General features: G+C 67.4%; 19 protein-coding genes, 1 other RNA gene and 1 pseudogene. 3 read left to right on the top strand and 18 right to left on the bottom strand.

Annotated elements, in window-relative coordinates:
• Nucleotides 1–160 precede the first annotated feature (160 nt).
• Nucleotides 161–1,117: a M23 family metallopeptidase gene (locus tag AC5P9P_RS11050; RefSeq protein ID WP_033834438.1), complete on the bottom strand. Its 957-nt coding sequence runs from the start codon at nucleotides 1,115–1,117 to the stop codon at nucleotides 161–163.
• A gap of 12 nt (nucleotides 1,118–1,129) precedes the next feature.
• Between AC5P9P_RS11050 and AC5P9P_RS11045 the strand changes: the two genes are divergently transcribed.
• Nucleotides 1,130–1,579: a DciA family protein gene (locus AC5P9P_RS11045; protein ID WP_005408086.1), complete on the top strand. Its 450-nt coding sequence runs from the start codon at nucleotides 1,130–1,132 to the stop codon at nucleotides 1,577–1,579.
• A 282-nt stretch (nucleotides 1,580–1,861) separates the two neighbouring features.
• Here AC5P9P_RS11045 and lpxC read toward each other — a convergent pair whose 3' ends face one another.
• The 15 genes and pseudogenes from lpxC to mraZ form a co-directional block, all read right to left on the bottom strand.
• The gene (lpxC, locus tag AC5P9P_RS11040; RefSeq protein WP_005408085.1) at nucleotides 1,862–2,773 is read right to left on the bottom strand and encodes a UDP-3-O-acyl-N-acetylglucosamine deacetylase; all 912 of its coding nucleotides are present in this window, start codon (nucleotides 2,771–2,773) and stop codon (nucleotides 1,862–1,864) included.
• 192 nt (nucleotides 2,774–2,965) lie between these two features.
• A complete protein-coding gene (ftsZ, locus tag AC5P9P_RS11035; RefSeq protein ID WP_005408084.1) occupies nucleotides 2,966–4,201 on the bottom strand; it encodes a cell division protein FtsZ in 1,236 nt (411 codons plus the stop codon).
• Between the two features lie 170 nt (nucleotides 4,202–4,371).
• Nucleotides 4,372–5,607, bottom strand: coding sequence for a cell division protein FtsA (gene ftsA / locus AC5P9P_RS11030; RefSeq protein WP_495232776.1), 1,236 nt, complete (start codon nucleotides 5,605–5,607; stop codon nucleotides 4,372–4,374).
• Nucleotides 5,608–5,675: 68 nt separating this feature from the next.
• Nucleotides 5,676–6,353 (bottom strand): annotated as a pseudogene (locus tag AC5P9P_RS11025) (cell division protein FtsQ/DivIB); the annotation flags it as partial.
• Nucleotides 6,350–7,312: a D-alanine--D-alanine ligase gene (locus tag AC5P9P_RS11020; RefSeq protein ID WP_495232775.1), complete on the bottom strand. Its 963-nt coding sequence runs from the start codon at nucleotides 7,310–7,312 to the stop codon at nucleotides 6,350–6,352. The gene AC5P9P_RS11020 and the pseudogene AC5P9P_RS11025, both read right to left, overlap by 4 nt.
• Nucleotides 7,309–8,745, bottom strand: coding sequence for a UDP-N-acetylmuramate--L-alanine ligase (gene murC / locus AC5P9P_RS11015; RefSeq protein WP_005408080.1), 1,437 nt, complete (start codon nucleotides 8,743–8,745; stop codon nucleotides 7,309–7,311). Before murC ends, AC5P9P_RS11020 begins: the two co-directional genes overlap by 4 nt.
• 40 nt (nucleotides 8,746–8,785) lie before the next feature.
• Nucleotides 8,786–9,874 carry an undecaprenyldiphospho-muramoylpentapeptide beta-N-acetylglucosaminyltransferase gene (gene murG / locus AC5P9P_RS11010; protein ID WP_495232774.1) on the bottom strand — a complete coding sequence of 363 codons (1,089 nt, stop codon included), beginning with the start codon at nucleotides 9,872–9,874 and terminating at the stop codon, nucleotides 8,786–8,788.
• Nucleotides 9,871–11,190: a putative lipid II flippase FtsW gene (ftsW, locus tag AC5P9P_RS11005; protein WP_478419163.1), complete on the bottom strand. Its 1,320-nt coding sequence runs from the start codon at nucleotides 11,188–11,190 to the stop codon at nucleotides 9,871–9,873. The genes murG and ftsW overlap by 4 nt, the downstream gene beginning before the upstream one ends.
• A 1-nt stretch (nucleotide 11,191) precedes the next feature.
• Nucleotides 11,192–12,277 carry a phospho-N-acetylmuramoyl-pentapeptide-transferase gene (gene mraY, locus AC5P9P_RS11000; protein WP_004154219.1) on the bottom strand — a complete coding sequence of 362 codons (1,086 nt, stop codon included), beginning with the start codon at nucleotides 12,275–12,277 and terminating at the stop codon, nucleotides 11,192–11,194.
• Nucleotides 12,267–13,661, bottom strand: coding sequence for a UDP-N-acetylmuramoyl-tripeptide--D-alanyl-D-alanine ligase (locus AC5P9P_RS10995; RefSeq protein ID WP_005408077.1), 1,395 nt, complete (start codon nucleotides 13,659–13,661; stop codon nucleotides 12,267–12,269). The genes mraY and AC5P9P_RS10995 overlap by 11 nt, the downstream gene beginning before the upstream one ends.
• Entirely contained in the window at nucleotides 13,658–15,166 is a 1,509-nt protein-coding gene (locus tag AC5P9P_RS10990; protein WP_033834433.1) for a UDP-N-acetylmuramoyl-L-alanyl-D-glutamate--2,6-diaminopimelate ligase, read from the bottom strand. Before AC5P9P_RS10990 ends, AC5P9P_RS10995 begins: the two co-directional genes overlap by 4 nt.
• Nucleotides 15,163–17,007 (bottom strand): peptidoglycan D,D-transpeptidase FtsI family protein, encoded by a 1,845-nt coding sequence (locus AC5P9P_RS10985; protein ID WP_005412243.1) that lies wholly within the window; start codon nucleotides 17,005–17,007, stop codon nucleotides 15,163–15,165. Before AC5P9P_RS10985 ends, AC5P9P_RS10990 begins: the two co-directional genes overlap by 4 nt.
• Nucleotides 17,004–17,267, bottom strand: a complete 264-nt coding sequence (gene ftsL / locus AC5P9P_RS10980; RefSeq protein ID WP_005412242.1) for a cell division protein FtsL — start codon at nucleotides 17,265–17,267, stop codon at nucleotides 17,004–17,006. The genes AC5P9P_RS10985 and ftsL overlap by 4 nt, the downstream gene beginning before the upstream one ends.
• Nucleotides 17,264–18,232, bottom strand: a complete 969-nt coding sequence (gene rsmH / locus AC5P9P_RS10975) for a 16S rRNA (cytosine(1402)-N(4))-methyltransferase RsmH (protein ID WP_012479154.1) — start codon at nucleotides 18,230–18,232, stop codon at nucleotides 17,264–17,266. The genes ftsL and rsmH overlap by 4 nt, the downstream gene beginning before the upstream one ends.
• 14 nt (nucleotides 18,233–18,246) lie before the next feature.
• On the bottom strand, nucleotides 18,247–18,693 hold the full coding sequence (gene mraZ / locus AC5P9P_RS10970; RefSeq protein WP_004143635.1) for a division/cell wall cluster transcriptional repressor MraZ: 447 nt from the start codon (nucleotides 18,691–18,693) through the stop codon (nucleotides 18,247–18,249).
• A gap of 323 nt (nucleotides 18,694–19,016) precedes the next feature.
• On the opposite strand from mraZ, the gene AC5P9P_RS10965 reads away from it, so the two are divergent.
• Complete coding sequence (locus AC5P9P_RS10965) at nucleotides 19,017–19,769, top strand: NRDE family protein (protein ID WP_033834460.1); 753 nt, start codon at nucleotides 19,017–19,019, stop codon at nucleotides 19,767–19,769.
• A 279-nt stretch (nucleotides 19,770–20,048) separates the two neighbouring features.
• The gene (locus AC5P9P_RS10960; RefSeq protein WP_005412238.1) at nucleotides 20,049–20,528 is read left to right on the top strand and encodes a DM13 domain-containing protein; all 480 of its coding nucleotides are present in this window, start codon (nucleotides 20,049–20,051) and stop codon (nucleotides 20,526–20,528) included.
• 138 nt (nucleotides 20,529–20,666) lie between these two features.
• On the opposite strand, the gene rnpB is transcribed toward AC5P9P_RS10960, so the two are convergent.
• Both rnpB and rsmI read right to left on the bottom strand, forming a co-directional pair.
• Nucleotides 20,667–21,018: RNase P RNA component class A (gene rnpB / locus AC5P9P_RS10955), an RNA gene on the bottom strand.
• A gap of 155 nt (nucleotides 21,019–21,173) precedes the next feature.
• Nucleotides 21,174–21,992 carry a 16S rRNA (cytidine(1402)-2'-O)-methyltransferase gene (rsmI, locus tag AC5P9P_RS10950; RefSeq protein WP_005412235.1) on the bottom strand — a complete coding sequence of 273 codons (819 nt, stop codon included), beginning with the start codon at nucleotides 21,990–21,992 and terminating at the stop codon, nucleotides 21,174–21,176.
• Between the last annotated feature and the right edge of the window lie 49 nt (nucleotides 21,993–22,041).

The raw sequence follows: 22,041 nt of genomic DNA, 5'->3' as shown, positions 1-22,041 counted from the left end.
GGCGGCTGAGGTTTCAACCCCGAGGGGTAGTGCCGGCCGCTGGCCGGCAACCTCATGATCTTCGGCAGCGTCGCGGATTGCCGGCCAGCGGCCGGCACTACCAGATCAACCGCATCGGGTCAGAGCCCTCCCGCAGCGCGGAAGGAGTCCGACCCGGGCATCAGCCGCGGCTGACGCGGCCGACCGGCGTGTTGCCGCCGTCGCCGAGGAACTTGCGCGGGTTGACCACGTTGCCGTTCTCCCACACCTCGAAGTGCACGTGGGCGCCGGTCGAACGTCCGGTGGAACCGGCCTTGGCCACTTCCTGACCGGCACGGACCAGGTCACCGGCCTTCACCACCAGGCGCGAATTGTGCGCGTAGCGGGTGACGTAGCCATTACCGTGGTCGACATCGACCACGTTGCCGTAGCCGCCCTTCACACCGGCGAAGCTGACCACGCCCTCGGCCACGGCCATCACCGGGTCACCGACCTTGGCGTGGAAGTCCATGCCCTTGTGGGTGGCGGCACCGCGGCCGAACGGGTCGGCACGGGTGCCGAAGCCGGAGGTCACGTAGCTGTTGCGGATCGGCATGCGCGACGGCACGGCGTTCTGCTGCAGCTGGTGGTCGAACATCAGCGATTCCATCACCGACAACTGGCGGCCTGAAGCAGCGAAACGCTGCTCCAGCACCTGTAAGTCGGCGTTGACGTCCTTGACCGGGATGTCGCTGGTCGGGCCGCCGGCATCGCCGTCACCGAGGCCAGGGGTCTCGTTGAAGTCGAACTCGCCGTCTTCCAGCTTGCCCATCTGGGTCAGCCGTTCGCCAAGGGCGTTCAGGCGGGTAGCCTGCGCCTGCAGCTCGCCGAGGCGTGCCGCCAGCGCGTTGACCTGGGTCTGCGCATCGCGCTTGACCTTGGCCAGTTCCGCATCCTGGCGCTCAACCTTGGCCTGCAGCCGGGAATCATTCAGCGCGCTGGCGCCAATGCCGCCAGCAAGGCCGATAATGCAGCCTACCCCGAGCACGCTGCCCAGCAGGGCGCGGGGGCGGTCCTCGAAATAGAACCGCAAACGCGCGATCGGCGACGACTTGGCCTGTCCTTCACGCGTTTTGATTACGATCTTTTTGAATGCCATCAGTGAGTTTTCATGTCTGAGCCGAAATCCAGCGTTCGCCCCGCGTCAGTGCCGAAGCCGGCGCTGGATGCGGTGATGGCGGACAAAAGCGGGAACCCGCTGCGGCGTGCCTTGTGGCTCGACGCGCTGGACCGTCAGTTGCGCCCCCAGTTGCCGCCACCTCTGCGCAGCCGTTGCCGGCTGGCCAATGTGGACGGGGAACACCTCGTTTTTCTCGTCGAGTCCCCGGTCTGGCATGCCAAGTTGCGGCTTGCCGAAGCCCAGTTGCTCGACGCGGCCCGTTCCATCGGGCTGAAGGCCACCAGGGTGACCATCAAGACTGCGTCTCCCACTCCCACGCGCTCCCCAGCGCTCGACAACCGGAATGGACCCCACGCAGTTTCAGCCGCCACGCACAAAGGGCTACGCGACGCCTTGGCTTGCCTGCAGGACGTTCCTTCGAAGCCGAAGAAGCGGTCCTGACGACAACGGAGCATCCGGCTCCGCTCCCCGTCGCGCGTGTCACCACGGCGTGAAACATTTCGGGGGCCGGGTCGCATCCTAGCTGCCATCCGGGGGCCTGTCGTTAGATTGTTGTTAAAACTGCGTTAAATTCAGGCTTCCGATCCAACAGGTTCACAAAACCGTGACCTCGAACCGGCCTTGACGCGTGTCAAGCATGCTGAATGCGCCGAACACGCCTGAAACGACAACGCCGCCCTGGAAGGCGGCGTTTTTGTCTTTAAATTCAACAGCCTACAGAAATCAGGCGTAGGCCGGAGTGGCATATTCGACCGGATCCGGCGTCGCCGGCGAGTCGAAGCTGACCCATTCCCAGGCAGTGGCGTCGGCCATCAGCGCCCGCACCAGCTTGTTGTTGAGGGCGTGACCGGACTTGAAGCCTTCGTAGGCACCCAGCACCTGGCCACCGGCCAGGTAGAGGTCGCCGATCGCATCGAGGATCTTGTGGCGTACGAATTCGTCGGCATAGCGCAGGCCGTCTTCGTTGAGCACGCGGAACTCGTCCAGCACGATGGCGTTGTCCATCGAACCGCCCAGGCCCAGGTTGCGCTCGCGCATGTATTCCAGGTCGCGCATGAAGCCGAAGGTGCGCGCGCGGGAGATTTCCTTGGTGTAGGCCAGCGTCGAGAACTCGATTTCCTGGCGCGACTGCTTGGCCGGGATCATCGGGTGGTCGAACTGGATGGTGAAGCCCAGCTTGTAGCCCTCGTACGGGCTGAAGCGGGCCACCTTGTCGCCCTCGGTCACTTCCACGGTCTTCAGCACGCGGATGAAGCGCTTGGGCGCATCCTGTTCCACGATGCCCGCCGACTGCAGCAGGAACACGAAGGGGCCGGCCGAACCGTCCATGATCGGCAGCTCGGCCGAGGACAGTTCGACAATGATGTTGTCAACGCCCAGGCCGGCCAGCGCCGACATCAGGTGTTCGACGGTCTGGATCTTGGCGTCGTTGCAGGTCAGGCCGGTGCACAGGGTCACTTCGGTGACCAGCTCGGCCTTGGCCGGCACTTCCACCACCGGGTCCAGGTCCACGCGGCGGAACACGATGCCATGGTTGACCGGTGCCGGGCGCAGGGTCATGTAGACCTTGTCACCGCTGTGCAGGCCAACGCCGGTGGCGCGGATCGTGTTCTTGAGGGTGCGTTGCTGGATCATGGGGGATGGACCGGAAGTGACACATTAGATTAACACGCACGGTCCCCTACCCCGGCTGAAAGGCAGGCAGGACACACCGGCGCGCCAATGGGACGCACATGAAGCAGGGCGGCCGGGCCCATCCTGGCCCGGCGCCCGCGTTTTCAGGACATGGTGGCGCAACCCGGGGAGGACAACCCCGGGCCGGCCCGCTCAGTCCGCCTGGCGGCGCAGGAACGCCGGGATGTCCAGGTAATCGTTCGGCAGTTCTGCCGCGGCCGGGGCCGAAGAGGACGGCGCCGACGGGGCCGAAGCCGCCGCGGTATCGCTGCTGGCGCGACGCAGGCCCAGGCCCATGCCGCCGACGGCCTTGGACACGGCGTCGCCGCCGTTGTCGAAGTCGCCGAACTCCGGCTGGCCGGTGGTGGCGTTGCGGACCAGCTTGATCGGCGCGCGCTCGCCCGGACGCTGGGCCTTGCTGGCCGACACGCGGTTCAGGCCGGTGGCAACCACGGTCACGCGCACTTCGTCCTGCATGTCCGGGTCGAGCACGGTGCCGACCACCACGGTGGCGTCTTCCGAAGCGAAGCCGTCGATGGTGCGGCCGATCTCGTCGAACTCGGCCATGGTGAAGTCAGCACCGGCGGTGATGTTGACCAGGATGCCGTTGGCACCGGCCAGGTTCACGTCGTCCAGCAGCGGGTTCTGGATGGCCGATTCGGCAGCGGCCTGGGCGCGGTCATCGCCACGGGCAGTGCCGGTACCCATCATCGCCAGGCCCATTTCGGACATGACGGTGCGCACGTCGGCGAAGTCGACGTTGATCAGGCCCGGACGCACGATCAGGTCGGCGATGCCCTGCACGGCGCCCTGCAGCACGTCGTTGGCGGCGCGGAAGGCCTGGATCATGGTCGCATTGCGGCCCAGCACGGTGATCAGCTTCTCGTTCGGGATGGTGATCAGCGAGTCGCAGTGCTGGCTCAGTTCCTCGATGCCCTTCAGCGCCACCTGCATGCGGCGACGGCCTTCGAACGGGAACGGCTTGGTGACCACGGCCACGGTCAGGATGCCCATCTCCTTGGCCAGCTGCGCCACCACCGGTGCAGCGCCGGTGCCGGTGCCACCGCCCATGCCGGCGGTGATGAACACCATGTCCGCGCCCTGCAGGGCGTCCATGATGCGCTCACGGTCTTCCAGCGCGGCCTGGCGGCCGACTTCCGGGTTCGCGCCTGCGCCCAGGCCCTTGGTCACGTTGGTACCCAGCTGCAGCTGCAGCTTGGCACCGCAATTCTTGATGGCCTGCGAGTCGGTGTTGGCGGTGATGAATTCCACGCCGTCCACCGCCGAGTTGACCATGTGCGCCACGGCATTGCCGCCGCCGCCGCCCACGCCAACCACCTTGATCACCGCATTGGGTGCCATCTTTTCGATCAGTTCAAAATGCGCCATGTCCGTGTCCTCGTTGTATCCGCTTGTCGGTGGCATGGACGGTCGGGCCTCCTGCCTTCGCGTGTCATGTTGCCGTTGCGGCTGTGTGGGTTGTGTATTGCGTTGCTGCGTTGTGATGCGGGTACTGCAGGTGCTGCGCCGGGGTGACCCCCGGTGTTACGGGTTCCGCGTCAGAACTCGCCGCGGAACCAGGTCTTGAGTTTCTTGAACATGCTTCCGGCGCGCCCGGTCGGCAGCGACGGCCGCCGCGGGTGCTCGATCTGGCTGCCCATCAGCAGCAGGCCCACGCCGGTGGCGTGCACCGGGTTGCCGACCACTTCGCCCAGGCCGGTGACGTGCTGCGGGATGCCCACGCGCACCGGCATCTGCAGCATTTCCTCGGCCAGTTCGACCACGCCCTCCATCTTCGACGCGCCACCGGTCAGCACCATGCCGGCGCGCACCATTTCCTCGAAGCCGGAGCGGCGCAGTTCGGCCTGCACCATCTCGAAGATTTCCTCGTAACGGCCCTGCACCGCCTGCGCCAGCGAATGGCGCGGCATGCGGCGCGGCGGACGGTCGCCCACCGACGGCACCTGGATGCTTTCCTCGGCGGTGGCCAGCTGGGCCAGGGCGCAGGCGTAGCGCACCTTGATCTGCTCGGCTTCCGGGGTGGGCGTGCGCAGCATGTGCGCGATGTCATTGGTGACGTGGTCGCCGGCGATCGGCAACGAAGCCGTGTGGCAGATCGCGCCCTGCACGAACACCGCGATGTCGGTGGTGCCGGCGCCCATGTCGACCAGCACCACGCCCAGCTCGCGTTCGTCGGCGGTCAGCACCGCAACGCTGGAGGCCAGCGAGGACAGCACCAAGTCATCCACCTGAAGGCCGCAGCGCTGCACGCACTTGCTGATGTTGGCCGCGGCCGACTGTGCGCACACCACCAGGTGCGCATGCACCTCCAGGCGCACGCCGGTCATGCCGACCGGGTTGCGGATGCCTTCCTGCGAATCGTCCAGCACGTACTCGCGCGGGATCGCGTGCAGGATCTTCTGGTCGGCCGGAATCGCCACCGCCTTGGCCGCATCGAGCACGCGATCCAGGTCGCCCCAGGTCACTTCCCCGTCGCGGATCGGCACGATGCCCGGCGAGTTCTTGCACTGCACGTGGTTGCCGGAGATCGAGGCGTACACCGAGCGGATCTCGCAGCCGGCCATCAGCTCGGCTTCTTCCACCGCGCGCTGGATCGACTGCACGGTCGATTCGATGTCCACCACCACGCCGCGCTTCAAACCGCGCGACTCGTGCGAGCCGATCCCGATCACTTCGATCGGGTTGCCCGGCGAATACTCGCCCACCAGCGCCACCACCTTGGAGGTGCCGATGTCCAGGCCAACGATCAGCGATTTGTCACCCTTGCGATTCATGTCCTTTCCTGCGTGCTTCTGGCCGGGGTCGCCGGCGTTTTCGCCGGCGTGGCCGGGGTACCCCAGCTCAGCGTGAAACCATTGGTGTAACGGAGGTCGGCGCGCTCGATCGGCGCGTCCTGACGGTTCAGCTGCGGCAGCACCTTGACGAAGCGCTGCATGCGCGAGCGCGCGTCGTCACGGCCGACCACCACTTCGGTGCCGTTGCTCAGCACCAGCGACCAGCTGCCGCGTGCATCCATCGTCACCCGGCGCACGTCGACGCCGGCCGGTGCGAACAATGCACGCGAGTCGCTGTACAGCTTCATCACTTCTTCTGTCTGGCTGTCCGGGCCATCCAGTTCGGGCAGCGCCAGGTCGGCCAGCTTCTTCGGCGTGGGGAACAACTTGCCCTGCTCGGAAACCAGGCGGTCGCTGCCCCAACGCGCGAACGGCTTGTGCTCGACCAGGGTCACCTCCAGCACGTCCGGCCACTGCTTGCGCACCTGCGCGCTTTCCACCCACGGCAGCTGTTCCAGCGCGTCCTGCGCGTCCTGCAGCTTGACCGCAAAGAAGCCGGCGCGCGCATACGGCAACAGCACCTGCTGCAGCTGTTCGGCCGGCACCCGCTTGAACTCACCATGCACGCGCAGCTTCGCCAGCGGCCAGCGCTCGGCGCCGACCCAGCCATTGACCACGGCCACCACCGGCAGTGCAACCACCGACAGCGCCAACAGCCAGACGAAGATGCGCAGCACCGCGTTCATGCGTGCGAGGCCTCCAGGGTCTGTTCCAGCACGCGCCACACCAGCTCTTCGAAGCTGATGCCGGCCTGGCCTGCGGCCTTGGGCACCAGCGAATGGCTGGTCATGCCCGGCGCGGTGTTCACTTCCAGCAGGAAGAAGCGGCCGCTGCTGCGGTCGCGCATCACGTCCACGCGGCCCCAACCACGGCAGCCAGCAGCGCGGAACGCGGCCAGCGCGATGCGGCGGATTTCCTCTTCGTCGCCACCGTCCAGGCCCGGGCACACGTACTGGGTGTCCTCGGCGATGTACTTGGCGTTGTAGTCGTACCACTGGCCCTTGGGCACGATGCGGATCGACGGCAGCGCGACGTCGCCGAGAATGGCCACGGTCAGTTCGTCGCCGACCACCATCTGCTCCATCAGCAGCTGGCCGTCGTAGCGCGCAGCCAGGGCCACGGCCTCATCCAGGCCGGCGTCGTCGGTGACCCGGCTGATGCCCACGCTGGAGCCTTCGTTGGCCGGCTTCACCACCACCGGCAGGCCCAGCTCGGCCGCCAGTGCATGCACGTTCGATGCGTCGACCTTGCGGTATTGCGGGGTCGGCAGGCCCAGCGACAACCACACCTGCTTGGTACGGATCTTGTCCATGCTCAGCGCAGAGCCCAGCACGTCCGAGCCGGTGTACGGCACGCCGAAAGCGTCCATCAGGCCCTGCACGATGCCGTCCTCACCACCACCGTTGTGGCCGTGCAGGATGTTGAACACACGGTCGATGCCGCCGGCGGCCAGCGCCTTGGCCAGCGCCGGAATGCCATCCACCGCGAACGCATCGACACCGCGCGACTGCAGTGCTTCCAGTACGTTGCGGCCGGAATCCAGCGACACCTCGCGTTCGCTGGAAGTGCCACCGAGCAGCACGGCGACGCGACCGAATACGGCCGGGTCGGTCACGCGCAGCGGCGGGAAGGTCAGCGCGCTCACGCCTCGCCCTCCCCCTTGAAGCCTTCCACCGCGATGTGGGTAGCCACGGCGCCGATGTCGCCCGCCCCCATCATCAGCAGCAGGTCACCGTCCTGCAGCACGTCCGGCAGCACGCTGGCCAGCTCGGCGGCCTTGCCAACCACCACCGGTTCGCTGCGGCCGCGTGCGCGGATGGCGCGGGCCAGCGCATGCGAGTCGGCACCGGCAATCGGTTCCTCGCCAGCCGGGTAGACCTCGCTCAGCACCAGCGCATCGACGCTGGAAAGCACCGCGGCGAACTTGTCGAACTGGTCGCGGGTTCGGCTGTAGCGGTGCGGCTGGAAGGCCACCACCAGGCGCTTGTCGGCCCAGCCACCACGGGCGGCGGCGAACACGGCTTCCAGCTCGCTCGGGTGATGACCGTAGTCATCGATGATGCGGACCTTGGCGCCACTGGCGGTGGTCACTTCGCCCAGATCGTTGAAGCGACGGCCGACACCGGCGAAGCCTTCCAGCGCACGCGCGATGGCGTCCGGGGCCACGCCCAGCTGCCAGCCCACTGCGGCGGCGGCCAGTGCGTTGAGTACGTTGTGCCTGCCCGGCAGTGCCAGTACCACTTCCTGGCTGGTGCCCTGCGGCAGGCGCAGGGTGAAGCGCATGCGCGACCCTTCCTGCACCACGTTCTCGGCGCGCACGTCGGCCTGCGGGCTCATGCCGTAGCTCATCACGTGGCGCGGGGTCCTGGCGGCCAGCGCAGCCACTTCCGGATCGTCGATGCACAGCACCGCCAGGCCATAGAACGGCAGGCGCTGCAGGAACTCGGCGAACGCCGCCTGCACGCGGGCAAAGTCGTTGCCGTAGTTCTCCAGATGATCGGCATCGATGTTGGTGATGATCGACATCAGCGGGTTCAGGCGCAGGAAGCTGCCATCGCTTTCGTCAGCCTCGGCCACCAGCCACTGGCCACCGCCCAGCTTGGCGTTGGCGCCAGCGGCCAGCAGCTGGCCACCGATCACGAACGTCGGGTCCAGGCCACCTTCGCTCAATACCGCAGCGGTCAGGCTGGTGGTGGTGGTCTTGCCATGCGTACCGGCCACGGCGATGCCGCGACGGAAGCGCATCAGCTCGGCCAGCATGGCCGCACGCGGCATGATCGGAATGCGCTGGCTGCGCGCTTCCATCAGTTCCGGGTTGTCTTCGCGGATGGCGCTGGAGACCACCACGCAGTCGGTGCCCAGCACGTTGGCCGCCGAGTGGCCGCGCATGATGCGCGCACCCAGGCTGGCCAGGCGGCGGGTCGCCACGTTGTCGGCGTTGTCCGAGCCGGACACTTCATAGCCCAGCGTCAGCATCACTTCGGCGATACCGCTCATGCCAGTGCCGCCGATGCCGACGAAATGCACGCGCGGGAATGCGCGCACCAGGTCGTTGGTGTCGTGCAGGCGGCGGATCATGCGCGGCCTCGCGCAGGGCAGGCGCGCTGGCATGCCTTCTTCATACAGCTTCCTCAAGAATGATATCGGCGATGCGCTCGGCGGCATCGACCTTGGCCAGGGCACGCGCGGCTTGCGCCATCTGCATGCGGCGGGCGGGATTTTCGGACAGATCGCGCAGCAGTGAGGCAATGCCTTCGGCCAGCGTTCCGTCCTGCTTCAGCAAAACCGCCGCGCCGCGCTCGACCAGGTACTCCGCATTGCGGGTCTGGTGATCGTCGACGGCAGCGGGGAATGGCACCAGCACACTGCCGACACCGACCGCGCACAGCTCGGCCAGCGTGGACGCGCCGGAGCGGCATACGACCAGATCGGCCCAGGCAAATGCCTCGGCCATGTCGGCGATGAACGGGGTGATCTCCGCCTGCACGCCGGCCTTGGCATACGCCTCGACCGCTTCGGCATGCATCTTCTCACCGCTCTGGTGGCGCACCTGCACCGGAACCCCGGCACCCAGCGCGGCAATCGCCTGCGGCACGCCGGCATTGAGTGCGCGCGCACCCTGGCTGCCGCCCACCACCAGCACGCGCAGCGGACCCTGGCGGTCGGCGAAGCGCTGTTCCGGCGGTGCGATGGCGGCGATCTCCGCACGCACCGGGTTGCCGACAAACTCCTCGCCCTTGGCGAAGGTGCCCGGGAAGCCGGTCAGCAGACGGCGTGCATAGCGCGACAGGATGCGATTGGTCAGGCCCGGTGCGCGGTTCTGCTCATGCACGATCAGCGGCAGGCCATGCAGGCGCGTGGCCATGCCGCCGGGACCGGAGGCGAATCCACCGAAGGCCACCACCGCACGCGGCTGGCGCTTGCGGATGATCATGCCGGCCGCGCGCAGCGCGCGCATCAGCCGCCACGGCGCGCCCAGCAGGGCCAGCTTGCCCTTGCCGCGCAGGCCGGTGATGGCCAGCGTGTCGATCGGAATGTCGTGCTGCGGCACCAGACGGGTTTCCATCGCACCGTCGGCGCCCATCCAGGTGACCGGCACGCCGCGCGCGCGCAGCACGCGGGCCACGGCCAGGCCGGGGAAGATGTGACCGCCGGTACCACCGGCCAGGATCATCACCGGGCGCACGTTGTCGGTGGCTGTGCTCATGACAGCCTCCCGAAGGTCGGTTCGATGCGCGACTGCAGGCGGCTGGTGCCGCGCGCAGCGTTCGCTGCAGCGGCAGCCACCGGCTCCGCGCTCATCGGTACGCTGGCGGCCACCGGCGAGGCCGGCTCGTCGCTCGGCTCGGCAGCGGCGTCTTCGGTGCCGCCGATGCGCACGGCCTGGCGGCGCTCGGCGCGCTTGAGTTCATAGGACACGCGCAGCAGCAGGCCCATCGCCACGCAGGTCATCAGCACCGACGAGCCGCCGGAGGAGATCAGCGGCAGAGTCAGGCCCTTGGTCGGCAGGATACCCAGGTTCACGCCGATCGAAACGAAGGTCTGCATGCTGATCCACAGGCCGATGCCGAAGGCGATGTAGCCGGAGAAGTGGCGCTTCATTTCCACGCAGCGCATGCCCAGCCAAAAGGTCCGGCCGACCAGCAGCGCGTACAGGGCCACGATCACGCAGGTGCCCAGGAAGCCGAATTCCTCAGCGGTGACCGAGAAAATGAAGTCGGTGTGCGCTTCGGGCAGGTAGTACAGCTTCTGCACCGAGTTGCCCAGGCCGACGCCGGTCCACTCGCCACGGCCCACCGCCATCAGCGCGTTGGACAGCTGGTAGCCGTCGCCCTGCTGGTCGGCCCACGGGTCCAGGAAGGAGGTGATGCGGCGCATGCGGTACGGCTCGATGATCGCCAGTGCGCTCATGCCGACCAGGCCGATGATCACCGGCATCGACATGCGCGGCATGTTCACCCCGCCCAGCACCAGCATGCCGGCGGTGATCGCCAGCAGCAGGGTGGACGAGCCGAAGTCCGGCTGCAGCAGCAGCAGCACCACCAGCGCCCCGGCCACGCCCAGCGGCTTGAGCATCGCCGGCCAGGTCGCGTTGACCTCGTCGCGGAAACGCACCAGGTAGCTGGACAGCCAGACAATGTAGAGCACTTTCACCGCTTCGACCGTCTGGAACTTGGAGATGCCCAGGTTGATCCAGCGGCGCGCACCGTTGACGGTGCTGCCCAGGCCCGGTGCGAACACCGCCAGCAGCAGCACGAAGCAGCCCAGCAGCAGCATCTGGTTGTACTGCTCGATGGACTTCAGCTCGGTGCGGGCGGCGATGACCGCCAGCACGATACCGACCGCCAGGAAGATCAGGTGGCGGTTGAGGTAGTAGAACGGACTGCTCATCAAGGCGATCGAGCTGGACGCCACCATCACCACGCCCACGCCGGTGAGCGCGATGATCGCGCCCAGCAGCCACTTGTCGTAGCTGCCTTCGATGGCTTCAAGGCGTGTTGCCTGGCGGGACAGGTCGTTCATCTCAGCGCACCTTCAACGTGGCCAGGCCGATCAGCACGAGCACGACGGAGATGATCCAGAAGCGCACGATCACGCGCGGCTCGGGCCAGCCCTTCAGTTCGAAATGGTGGTGGATCGGCGCCATGCGGAACACGCGCTTGCCGGTCAGCTTGAACGAGGCCACCTGGATCATCACCGACAGTGTTTCGATGACGAATACGCCGCCCATGATCACCAGCACCAGTTCCTGGCGGGTGATCACCGCGATCGTGCCCAGCACCGCGCCCAGCGCCAGCGCGCCGATGTCGCCCATGAAGACCATGGCCGGATAGGTGTTGAACCACAGGAAGCCGAGGCCCGCACCGGCGATGGCCGCACAGATGATGACCAGCTCGCCGGCGCCCGGAATCTGCGGAATCTGCAGGTAGTTGGCGAATACCACGTTGCCCGAGGCATAGGCGAACACGCCCAGCGCGCAGGCCACCAGCACGGTGGGCATGATGGCCAGGCCGTCCAGGCCGTCGGTCAGGTTCACCGCGTTGGAGAAGCCGACGATCCAGAAGTAGGCGATGGCCACGAAGCCGATGCCGGCCAGCGGCAACGCCACCGACTTGAACATCGGGATGTAGAAGGTCAGCGCCGCCGGCACGTCGGCCGTGTAGAACAGGAACAGGCCAGCAGCCAGGCCGAAGATCGACTGCAGCAGGTATTTCCAGCGCGACTTCAGGCCGTTCGGGTCGCGGCGGACGATCTTGATCCAGTCGTCATACCAGCCGATGGCGCCGAAGCACAGCATCACCGCCAGCACCAGCCACACGTAGCGGTTGCGCAGGTCGGCCCACATCAGCACCGACAGGGTGATGGTGAGCAGGATCAGCGAACCGCCCATGGTCGGCGTGCCGGCCTTGGAGAAATGGGTCTGCGGACCGTCCTTGCGGATCGGCTGGCCGCCCTTGAACTGGGCAAGCTTGCGGATCATCGCCGGGCCAAGCCACAGCGACAGGAACAGGGCCGTCAGCGCGGCAAGGATGGCGCGGAACGTCTGGTAGTTGAACAGCCCGAACAGGCTCTCCAACTGCTGCAACCATCGAGCCAGTTCATACAACATGCGGGGATTCCTCTCCTTGCGCCAGCAGCGCTTTGACGATCAGGTCCATGGCACTGCCACGGGAACCCTTGACCAGGCAGCGCACACCAGCGTGCAACTCGTCCTGCAGCGCCTGCGACAGCGCACCATGGGTATCGAAATGGCGACCGCCTTCACCGAAGGCGGCCGCAGCGGCGGCACTGAGCGGACCCAGTGCATACAGCCGCTTCAGGCCGGCGGCGCGTGCACGGATGCCGGCCTGCGCATGCAGGGCCTCGCCGTCCGGACCCAGCTCGCGCATGTCGCCCAGCACCAGCCAGCCCTCTTCCGGCGCGGCGGCAAGGGCGTCGATGGCCGCAGCCAGCGAACCGGGGTTGGCGTTGTAGCTGTCGTCCACCAGCACCGCGCCATTGCGCAGCTGATGGGCAATCTGGCGGCCCGGCACCGGCTGCGCTTCGGCCAGGCCGGTCGCGATCAGCGCCAGGTCGACACCGGCGGCCAGCGCCAGGCTGGCGGCGGCCAGCGCATTGCTGACGTTGTGGCGACCGGGCAGGCCAAGCACCACGCGGGCTTCGCCGCTCGGTGCGACCAGGGTGAACTGGCTGCCCTGCGCGCCGGCGCGGATGTCGCGCGCGGTCACCTCGGCGGTATGTTCCAGGCCGTAGCGCAGCACGCGGCAACGCGGCGGGGTGCCGACGAAATGCTGTTCGAACCAGCGGCCGTAGGCATCGTCCACATTGATCACCGCCACGCCATCGGCCGGCAGCGCGGCATAGATCGCACCCTTGGTCACCGCCACGCCGAGCAGGCTGCCCATGCGTTCCAGGTGCGCCGGGGCAATGTTGTTGACCAGCGCATAGCGCGGGCGGGCGATGTCGGTCAGGTAGGCGATATCGCCCGGCTTGCCGGCGCCCATCTCGTAGACGGCGTAGTCGGCATCTTCCGGCGCATCGATCACCGCCAGCGGCAGGCCGATCTCGTTGTTGCGGTTGCCCGGGTTGGCGTAGACCACCTTGTGGGCGTGCTGTGCCACCTGCTGCAGGATCGACAGCAGCAGGCTCTTCACGCTGGTCTTGCCGTTGCTGCCGGTGATCGCGAACACCTCGGTGCCGCGGTCGCGCTGCATGCCGGTGGCGATCTTCGCCAGTGCCAGTTCGCTGTCGGCCACCAGCACCTGTGGCAGTTCGATCGGCAGCAGGCGCTCGACCAGCAGCGCACTGGCACCGCGCGCCTGCGCGTCGGCGGCAAAGTCATGGCCGTCGAAACGCTCGCCGCGCAGCGCCACATACAGGCTGCCCGGGCCGAGGCTGCGGGTGTCATTGCTGACCGCATCGATGGCCACGTCGTCGCCGTGGATCTCGCCGCCGGCCCAGTGTGCGATCAGCGAAAGCAGGGTGCGCTTCATGCGGTGCCCTCCCCGGCCTGCGCCTCTAGTACACCGGCCTTGGCCGCCAGTGCAGCGGCGGCCACTTCGGTGTCGTCGAAGTCATGGCGCACGCCATTCACTTCCTGGTACGGCTCGTGGCCCTTGCCAGCGATCAGGATGATGTCACCGGCACCGGCACGCTTCACCGCCAGGCCGATCGCACGCGCGCGGCTGCGCTGCACGGTCACGGCGGAGGCATCGGTGAAGCCGGCCAGGATGTCGGCCACGATCACGTCGCCATCCTCGCCACGCGGGTTGTCGTCGGTGACGATGACCTGGTTGGCCAGACGCTCGGCAATGGCCGCCATCTGCGGGCGTTTGCCGGTATCACGCTCGCCGCCGCAGCCGAACACGCAGAACAGCGTGCCCTGCAGGTGGCCATGCAGGCTGTCCAGCGCCTGTTCCAGCGCGTCCGGGGTGTGTGCGTAGTCGACCACCACGGTCGGCAGGCCACCTTCGCCGCCCAGGCGGTTCATGCGGCCACGGATCGGCTGCAGCGCCGACAGTACTTCGGCGATGCGCGGCAGCGGCTGGCCCTGCGCGTGCAGGGTGCCGGCCACGGCCAGCAGGTTGTCCACGTTGAAGCGGCCCAGCAGCGGCGACTGCACCGCCGCGCGCTGGCCGTCGATGACCAGTTCGAAGGCAATGCCACGGCCATCCAGCTGCAGCGCCTCGGCGCGCACGCTGGCGTCGGTGGCACCGCGCGAGCTCAGGCCGATCGGCTGCACGCCCGCAGGCAGGCCGGCGAACAGCTGGCGGCCGAACGCGTCGTCCAGATTGATCACTGCGGCCTTCAGGCCCGGACGGTGGAACAGCCGCGCCTTGGCCGCGCCGTAGCTGGCCATGTCGCCGTGGTAGTCCAGATGGTCGCGGGTGAGATTGGTGAACACCGCCACGTCGTAGTGCACGGCATCCACGCGACCCTGGTCCAGCGCATGCGAGCTGACTTCCATCGCCACCGCGCGCGCACCGGCGTCGCGCAGCTGCGCCAGCAGCGCATGCATCTGCAGCACCAGCGGCGTGGTGAAGCCGGTCGGCTCGACCGCGCCATAAAGTCCGGCACCCAGCGTGCCGATACTGCCACTGGGCGTACCGAGCAGGTGCCAGGCCTGGGCCAGCAGCTGCACGGTGGAGGTCTTGCCGTTGGTGCCGGTGACACCGACCATCGCCATCGCCCGCGACGGCGCGCCATGGAACTGGTCGGCCATCGCACCCATGCGTGCGCGCAGGCCCGGCACGGCGATCGCATCGGCCGGTGCCGGCAGTTCGGCGGGCGCCGGCGGTTCAAACAGGATGACGCTGGCACCGGCGGCGCGGGCCTGCTCGACAAAGCCCAGGCCATGCGCGCCGAAACCGGCGATGGCGACGAAAGCATTGCCGGGACGCACGGCGCGGCTGTCCAGCACCAGGCCGGTCAGAACGGGGTCGTGCCCTGCAAGGGCAACGTCCGGAAGCAACTGCGAAAGCAACATCGAAGGACTCATTGCGTGCCTCCCGTAGTGGGCGGCGTCTGGGCGTGCGCGCTCGGCAGCGCAGCATCGAATTCAGCGGCGGCATCCACTGGCAGCGCGGTCTCGGCCGGCGGCGCAGGCAGGATCGAGGCCGAGTGACCGACCTTGCCGGACTGCTGTGCGGCCAGCCACGACTGCAGGTCGTCCAGTGGCACGTCCATCAGGCGCAGGGTGCCTTCCATCACGTTGTGATAGACCGGCGCCGACACCAGGCCGCCGTAGAACTTGCCGGCCTGCGGATCGTTGATGACGATGACGGTGGCGAAGCGCGGGTTGGTGGCGGGCACCACGCCGGCGAACAGCGCGTTGTAATGACCCCGTTCGTAACCACCCGGACCGGCCTTGCGCGCGGTACCGGTCTTGCCGGCCACGCGGTAGCCCAGCACCGCCGCCTGCTTGGCGCCGCCCTGGGTGACCACGGTTTCCATCATCGCCACCACCTGCCTGGCGACGTTCTCGTCGATGATCTGCTGGCCTTCATTGCGCTGGCCCTTGACGAAGGTCGGCGCGATCAGACGACCGCCGTTGGCCAGTGCCGAATAGGCGGTAGCGATCTGCAGCGGCGTCACGTTCAGGCCGTAGCCGTAGGACATCGTGGTCTTGGTGGTACCCGACCAGCGCGCCGGGCGCAGCACCACGCCGCCGGATTCACCGGGGAAACCGCTGTGCGGTACCGAGCCATAACCAAAGCGGCGCACGCCGTCGTAGAACACCTGGTCCGGCATCTTCGCCGCGACCTTGGCCGCACCCACGTTCGAACTGCGCGTGATCACGCCAGTCACGTTCAGCACGCCGTTGTTGCGCGGCACGTCACGGATGGTGAAGCGGCCCAGGGTCATGTAACCCGGATTGGTATCGATGATGGTGTCCTTGGTCACCGCACCGGCCTGCAGTGCGGTAGCGATGGTCAACGGCTTCATCGTCGAACCCGGCTCGACCAGATCGGTCACCGCACGGTTGCGGCGCGCATCGGGCAGCGCGCCGGTCAGCGAATTCGGGTTGTAGGTCGGCAGGTTGACCATGGCCAGGATCTCGCCGGTGGTCACGTCCATGATCACCATCGAACCGCCCGCTGCCTTGTTGGCCACCAGCGCGTTGCGCAGTTCCTTGAACGCCAGGTACTGGATGCGGCGGTCGATGCTGAGGGTCAGGTCCTTGCCCGGCTCAGCGGCGCGCAGCAGATCGCTCTCGACGGTCTCGCCCTTGCGGTTGCGGATCACCCGCTTCGCACCGGCCTTGCCGCGCAGCCATTCGTCGAACGCCAGCTCCAGGCCTTCCTGGCCGCGGTCGTCGATGTTGGTGAAGCCCAGCACGTGCGCCATCGCCTCACCCTGCGGGTAGAAGCGGCGGAACTCGCGCTGCGCGGCCACGCCCGGAATCTTCAGCGCGACCACCTTCTCTGCCTCGTCCGGATTGATCCGGCGGCGCAGGTACATGAATTCCTTGTCCGACTTCTGCGACAGGCGGCTGCTCAGCTCGTCCACCGACATGCCGACCGCCTGGGCCAGCTCCGGGATGCGCTCGGGCGAACGCAACAGGTCCTGCGGATTGACCCAGATCGAGGCGACCGGCGTGGATACCGCCAGCGGCTCGCCGTTGCGGTCGGTGATCATGCCGCGCGAGGTCTTGATCGGCAGCTCGCGCAGGTAACGGGCCTCGCCCTGGCGCTGGTAGAAGTCGCTGTTGATGATCTGCACGTAGGCAGCACGACCGACCAGCGACACCGAGCACAGGCCGAGCGCGAGCGCGACCCAGCGCAGGCGCTGGCGCAGGTTGAAGGCATTGCGCGGGCGGTTGCGGCCGGCCTTGCTCATGGCCGCACCACCACGATGTCGGCGGCCTCGGGGAACTTCATGCCGAGCTTCTCGCGGGCAATGCGGTCCACGCGGTTGGCCTCGGCCAGGGTCGCCTGCTCCAGCTGCAGGCGGCCGAATTCCAGGTTGATGTCATCGCGCTTGCGCTCGGCGCGCGACAGTTCGATGAACGTCTGCCGATGACGGTGACGCACGAACACGACGCCGATCGCCGAGGCCACGGTGGACGCCAGCAGGATGATCAGCAGCAGCCGGCTCATGCGTCGGCCTCCCGCTTCTGGGCCACGCGCAGCACGGCGCTGCGCGCACGCGGATTGGCGGCCAGTTCCTCGTCGGTAGCCTTGATGGCACCGCCGATCAGGTCCAGCGTCGGCACGAACGCCACCGCCTCAGGCAGGCGGCGGTTGGCCGGCGGCGCCTTGGCCAGGCGGTTCATGTACTGCTTGACGATGCGGTCTTCCAGCGAATGGAAGCTGATCACCGCCAGCCGGCCACCGGGCTTGAGCCGCTCCACCGCCGCATCCAGCCCCGCTTCCAGATCGGCCAGCTCGCGGTTGATGTGGATGCGGATGGCCTGGAAGCTGCGCGTGGCCGGGTGGATCTTGTCTTTCCCACGCGGCATCACCGAGGCGATCAGCTCGGCCAGTTCGGCGGTGCGGGAGAAGGGCTGCTTCTCACGGCGGGCCACGATGGCACGGGCGATGCGGCGGCTCTGGCGTTCTTCGCCATAGGTCCACAGCACGTCGGCAATTTCGCGCTCTTCCACGCGGTTGATCCACTGCGCGGCGCTTTCACCGCTGTCCGGGTCCATGCGCATGTCCAGCGGGCCGTCCTTGCCGAAGCTGAAGCCACGTTCGGCCACGTCCAGCTGCGGCGACGACACGCCCAGGTCGAACAGCACGCCGTCCAGGCCTTCGGCCGTCGCATCCCACTGCAGCAGCTGGGCGAAGCTGCCACGGAAGATGGACACGCGCGGGTCCGGCGCGAAATCGCGCTCGGCAACGGCGATGGCTTCCGGATCCTTGTCCATGACCAGCAGGCGCCCCTCGGGACCGAGCTGGGTGAGCACGCCACGTGCATGACCGCCACGACCGAACGTGCCATCCAGATAACGTCCGTTTTCGATCACCCTCAGGCCTTCAAGGACCTGGGTGTACAGGACCGGCAGGTGCACCGCCGGCGACTGCGACACCGGAAGGTGACCGGTCTGCGCTTCTGGGCGCATCCGGGCACCCCGGCTCACAACTTCAGGTCGAGCAACCCATCACCCAGATCCTCGTCAGACAACGTCTGCTGGATCAGGGCCCGATGCGCCTGCTCGCTCCACAATTCGAACTTGTCGCCCATACCGAGCAATACCGCCTTCTTCTCAATGCCCACCGCACCGCGGTGGCTGGCGGGGATGCTGATGCGACCGTTGCCGTCCAGTTCCAGATGGGCGGCCGAGCCGACCAGCTTCTGCTGCAACAGGCGCACGACGCGCTGGGTGTTGGGCTTGGACATGACGTCGTCGCGGACCCGCTCCCATTCCGACTCTGCATACAGCCACAGGCAGCCGGCTTCGAACGGGTTGTAGGTCAGCACGAGACGGTTGTTGCTGGCGCGCGCGACGAGGTCGCGGTAAGCGGTGGGAACCGCCATGCGCCCTTTATCGTCAACTGTGATGGCCGTCTCGCCCTGGAACACGACGCGTGCACCTATCCTTCGCCCGGTGAAACATTGAACCACGAAAACCCACAAAACACCCGGATTTCCCTCTGATGCCCACCTTAGCAGCGGCCGAGGGGTTGTCAACAACTTTTCAGCGGGGAAATCGCCAGCCGCATCAATGGCTTGCAACAACCTTTAGAGAATTGTTCAAGGCTTATCCACAAGTTGCTGATCCGTCTCAATTTTTGAGATTGAACGGAAGTTCAGGGCTGTGGACAAGGCGTGAAACATCGCCCGCGCATTCATCCGGAACCGGCCGGAAACGCCGCCGGACTGCGCAAACGATGCACAATGAGGCCATGTGCCTGCTCGCTCTTGGCTGGATGCACCACCCGCGCTGGCGGCTGGTGATGACCGGCAACCGTGATGAGTTCCACGCCCGCCCGACCGCGGCGCTGGCCCCCTGGCAGGATGAGACCTCCGTCATCGGAGGGCGCGACCTGCGCTCCGGCGGTGGCTGGGCCGGCGTCGGCGCCGGCGGCCGCATGGCCGTGGTCACCAATGTCCGTGATCCGCTGGCCGCACAGACCGGCCCGTCCCGGGGTGCACTGGTGGCCGACTTCCTGCGCGGCCGCGACCCCGCCGCCGTGCATATCGACCGGCTGGCCACCGTGGCGGGCGCGTATGCGCCCTTCAACCTGCTGCTGGCCGATGGCGACAGCCTGGAGTACCTCGGCAACCACCCCGCCGAGCGCCAGAGCCTGGGCCCGGGCGTGCATGGCATGTCCAACGGCGCGCTGGACGCGCCCTGGCCGAAGACCCGACGGCTGATGGACGCGCTGTCTGCGTGGCTGCAGGCCGGCGATGAGGATCTGGCCCCGCTCTGGGCCGCGCTGGCCGACGAACATCGCCCCGCCGACAGCGACCTGCCCGACACCGGCATCGGCCTGGAACGCGAGCGCTGGCTGAGCCCGGCGTTCATCCGTGGCGACGATTACGGCACCCGCGCCAGCACCGTGCTGCTGATCGACGCCGAGGGCCACGGCGAGATCCACGAGCGCCGCTTTGGCCCGCAGGGCGCAGCCAACGGACAGAGCCACGTCATTTTCTGACCGGGTAATGCCGGCCGCTGGCCGGCAACCTCCGGATCTTCGGGCAGGCCACGCAGCTGCCGGCCAGCGGCCGGCACTACCTGCTCCAGGACTGCCAACGGCGTCATTCAGCTTCCCGGCGCAGCGCCTTCTCGCCCGCGCCACAGGGCCTGCGCCGCTGAGGTCATCCCACTGTGCCCCTTTTGCGTCTCGCACTGTGTCTATAAATGCCGCCCGCAACCTCCCAAGGTGCTCATGCCCGGCGCCATGCCGCGCGATCCACATCCACATGGAGGCCCCATGCGCCGTACCCTCATCCTGCTCGCCACCCACCTGCTCACCCTCGGCCTGGGCTTCGGCCTGGGCATCTACCTGCTGCCGATCCTGATCGCTCCCGATGACCCGCCGGTCGCGAAGGTGCAGGCGGCGATGGGCGACGCCCGCTACCACACCACCTTCCGTCGCGACCTCAAGGGCAGCGACGCGGTGCACTGGGCCGAAGGCAACGTCAGCGTCAGCGCCCGCCAGGTCGCGTTCGACGGCAAGATGGGCCCGGGGCCGGACTACAAGGTCTACCTGGTCCGCGACTTTGTCGACAACAAGGCCGATTTCCTGAAGATCAAGGCGCAGGCCCAGCGCATCGGCGAGGTGAAGACGTTCAACCGCTTCCTGGTGGAGGTGCCTGCGAACGTGGACGTGGACGACTACACCACCGTGGTGGTGTGGTGTGAACGGTTCGAGCAGTTCATCTCCGCCGGGCAGTACCGTACGCCGGGTTGAAGACCGCGCGACGTCGAGGTAGTGACGGCCGCTGGCCGGTATTCTGTCCGCCGCTGCTGGCAGCGTGAAGCTGCCGGCCAGCGGCCGGCACTACCGATGCGCGGTTCACGCATATGCAAGCACGCATGTAGAAGAAAGAGGCGGAGCCGGCCGATAAGCCGGGTTCTGTCGTGGACAGTCATTCCTCTAGGCGTTACGTCACCGCAACGCTCAAGCAACCTACCCGGATCCAACGCGGGCCGCGCCAAAGGATCCCTATTTGGTCTTGCTCCAGGTGGGGTTTGCCGTGCCGGTCTGTTGCCAGACTCGCGGTGCGCTCTTACCGCACCATTTCACCCTTACCGGCCTTCCGAAGAAGACGTAGGCGGTATCTTTCTGTTGCACTTTCCGTCGGCTTGCGCCGCCCAGGCGTTACCTGGCACCTTGCCCTATGGAGCCCGGACTTTCCTCGGCACCCCCGAAGGGATGACGCGACTGTCTGGCCGGCTCCGCCAGCGCACATTCTAGCCTACGCACGCCCTTCCTGCCGTGCTGATCGCGGCATCCGGTTCATCCATCCACGCATGGCGTGGATCTACCGACTCCGCTGCTCTGGTGGGTGCGGATTCCGCTCTGGTGGGTGCGGACCTTGGTCCGCACGATCCATCAACTGCCGTACAACGCCTTGCGCGGTGCACCGGTCAACTCTGCCGCCAGCTTCGCCGCGGTCGACGGCGGCAGGTGCTCGCTCAGCTTGGCGTAGACGCGGCGGCCATGCGCCAGCTGCGCTTCCTCATCGTCGCCGGCGCCCTGCACCATCACCACGAACTCGCCCTTGCGCTGGTTCTCGTCAGCTTCCACCTTCGCCAGCAGGCCGGCCAGGTCGCCATCGAGCACGGTCTCGAACAGCTTGGTCAGCTCACGCGCCAGCACCGCAGGGCGTTCGCCGCCGAAGATCGCCGCCATGTCCGCCAGCGACTCGGCGATGCGATGCGAGGATTCGTAGAACACCATCGTGCGTACTTCACCGGCCAGCGCCTGCAGGCGGTCGCGGCGGCCGCTGGCCTTGGCCGGCAGGAAACCCTCGAAGCTGAAGCGGTCACTGGGCAGGCCGGCCACGCTCAGCGCGGCGATGGCGGCACAGGCGCCGGGAATCGGGCTGACCTTGATGCCCGCCGCACGCGCGGCACGCACCAGACGGAAACCGGGGTCACTGACCAGCGGGGTGCCAGCATCGCTGACCAGCGCCAGCGATTCGCCGGCCTGCAGGCGCGACACCAAGCGCTGGGCCAGGGCCTCTTCATTGTGTTCGTGCAGGGCCACCAATGGCTGCTGGATGCCGAAATGGGAAAGCAGCTGGCCACTGCGGCGGGTGTCTTCGGCACAGATGGCCGCCACCGAGCGCAGCACCTCCTGCGCGCGCGGGCTCAGATCGGCCAGGTTGCCGATCGGGGTGGCGACGACGTACAGGGTTGGCACACTCATTTCAGCGGTACTCACGGGGCAAGGGTAGAATCGTAGCGTGTACCCGGCC

Source organism: Stenotrophomonas sp. YJH_SMC_14-1 (genome assembly GCF_059372275.1).
This window is presented reverse-complemented; position numbering and strand designations above follow the sequence as displayed.

Excerpts from the sequence above, each read along its gene's own strand:
- mraY (WP_004154219.1), bottom strand. The coding sequence starts at position 12,277 with ATGTTGTATGAACTGGCTCGATGGTTGCAGCAGTTGGAGAGCCTGTTC.
- AC5P9P_RS11045 (WP_005408086.1), top strand. The coding sequence starts at position 1,130 with ATGTCTGAGCCGAAATCCAGCGTTCGCCCCGCGTCAGTGCCGAAGCCG.
- murG (WP_495232774.1), bottom strand. The coding sequence starts at position 9,874 with ATGAGCACAGCCACCGACAACGTGCGCCCGGTGATGATCCTGGCCGGT.
- AC5P9P_RS10995 (WP_005408077.1), bottom strand. The coding sequence starts at position 13,661 with ATGAAGCGCACCCTGCTTTCGCTGATCGCACACTGGGCCGGCGGCGAG.
- rsmI (WP_005412235.1), bottom strand. The coding sequence starts at position 21,992 with ATGAGTGTGCCAACCCTGTACGTCGTCGCCACCCCGATCGGCAACCTG.
- ftsL (WP_005412242.1), bottom strand. The coding sequence starts at position 17,267 with ATGAGCCGGCTGCTGCTGATCATCCTGCTGGCGTCCACCGTGGCCTCG.
- ftsW (WP_478419163.1), bottom strand. The coding sequence starts at position 11,190 with ATGAACGACCTGTCCCGCCAGGCAACACGCCTTGAAGCCATCGAAGGC.
- murC (WP_005408080.1), bottom strand. The coding sequence starts at position 8,745 with ATGATCCGCCGCCTGCACGACACCAACGACCTGGTGCGCGCATTCCCG.
- AC5P9P_RS10960 (WP_005412238.1), top strand. The coding sequence starts at position 20,049 with ATGCGCCGTACCCTCATCCTGCTCGCCACCCACCTGCTCACCCTCGGC.
- AC5P9P_RS10985 (WP_005412243.1), bottom strand. The coding sequence starts at position 17,007 with ATGAGCAAGGCCGGCCGCAACCGCCCGCGCAATGCCTTCAACCTGCGC.
- ftsZ (WP_005408084.1), bottom strand. The coding sequence starts at position 4,201 with ATGGCGCATTTTGAACTGATCGAAAAGATGGCACCCAATGCGGTGATC.
- AC5P9P_RS11050 (WP_033834438.1), bottom strand. The coding sequence starts at position 1,117 with ATGGCATTCAAAAAGATCGTAATCAAAACGCGTGAAGGACAGGCCAAG.
- rsmH (WP_012479154.1), bottom strand. The coding sequence starts at position 18,232 with ATGCGCCCAGAAGCGCAGACCGGTCACCTTCCGGTGTCGCAGTCGCCG.
- AC5P9P_RS10965 (WP_033834460.1), top strand. The coding sequence starts at position 19,017 with ATGTGCCTGCTCGCTCTTGGCTGGATGCACCACCCGCGCTGGCGGCTG.
- ftsA (WP_495232776.1), bottom strand. The coding sequence starts at position 5,607 with ATGAATCGCAAGGGTGACAAATCGCTGATCGTTGGCCTGGACATCGGC.
- lpxC (WP_005408085.1), bottom strand. The coding sequence starts at position 2,773 with ATGATCCAGCAACGCACCCTCAAGAACACGATCCGCGCCACCGGCGTT.
- AC5P9P_RS10990 (WP_033834433.1), bottom strand. The coding sequence starts at position 15,166 with ATGAGTCCTTCGATGTTGCTTTCGCAGTTGCTTCCGGACGTTGCCCTT.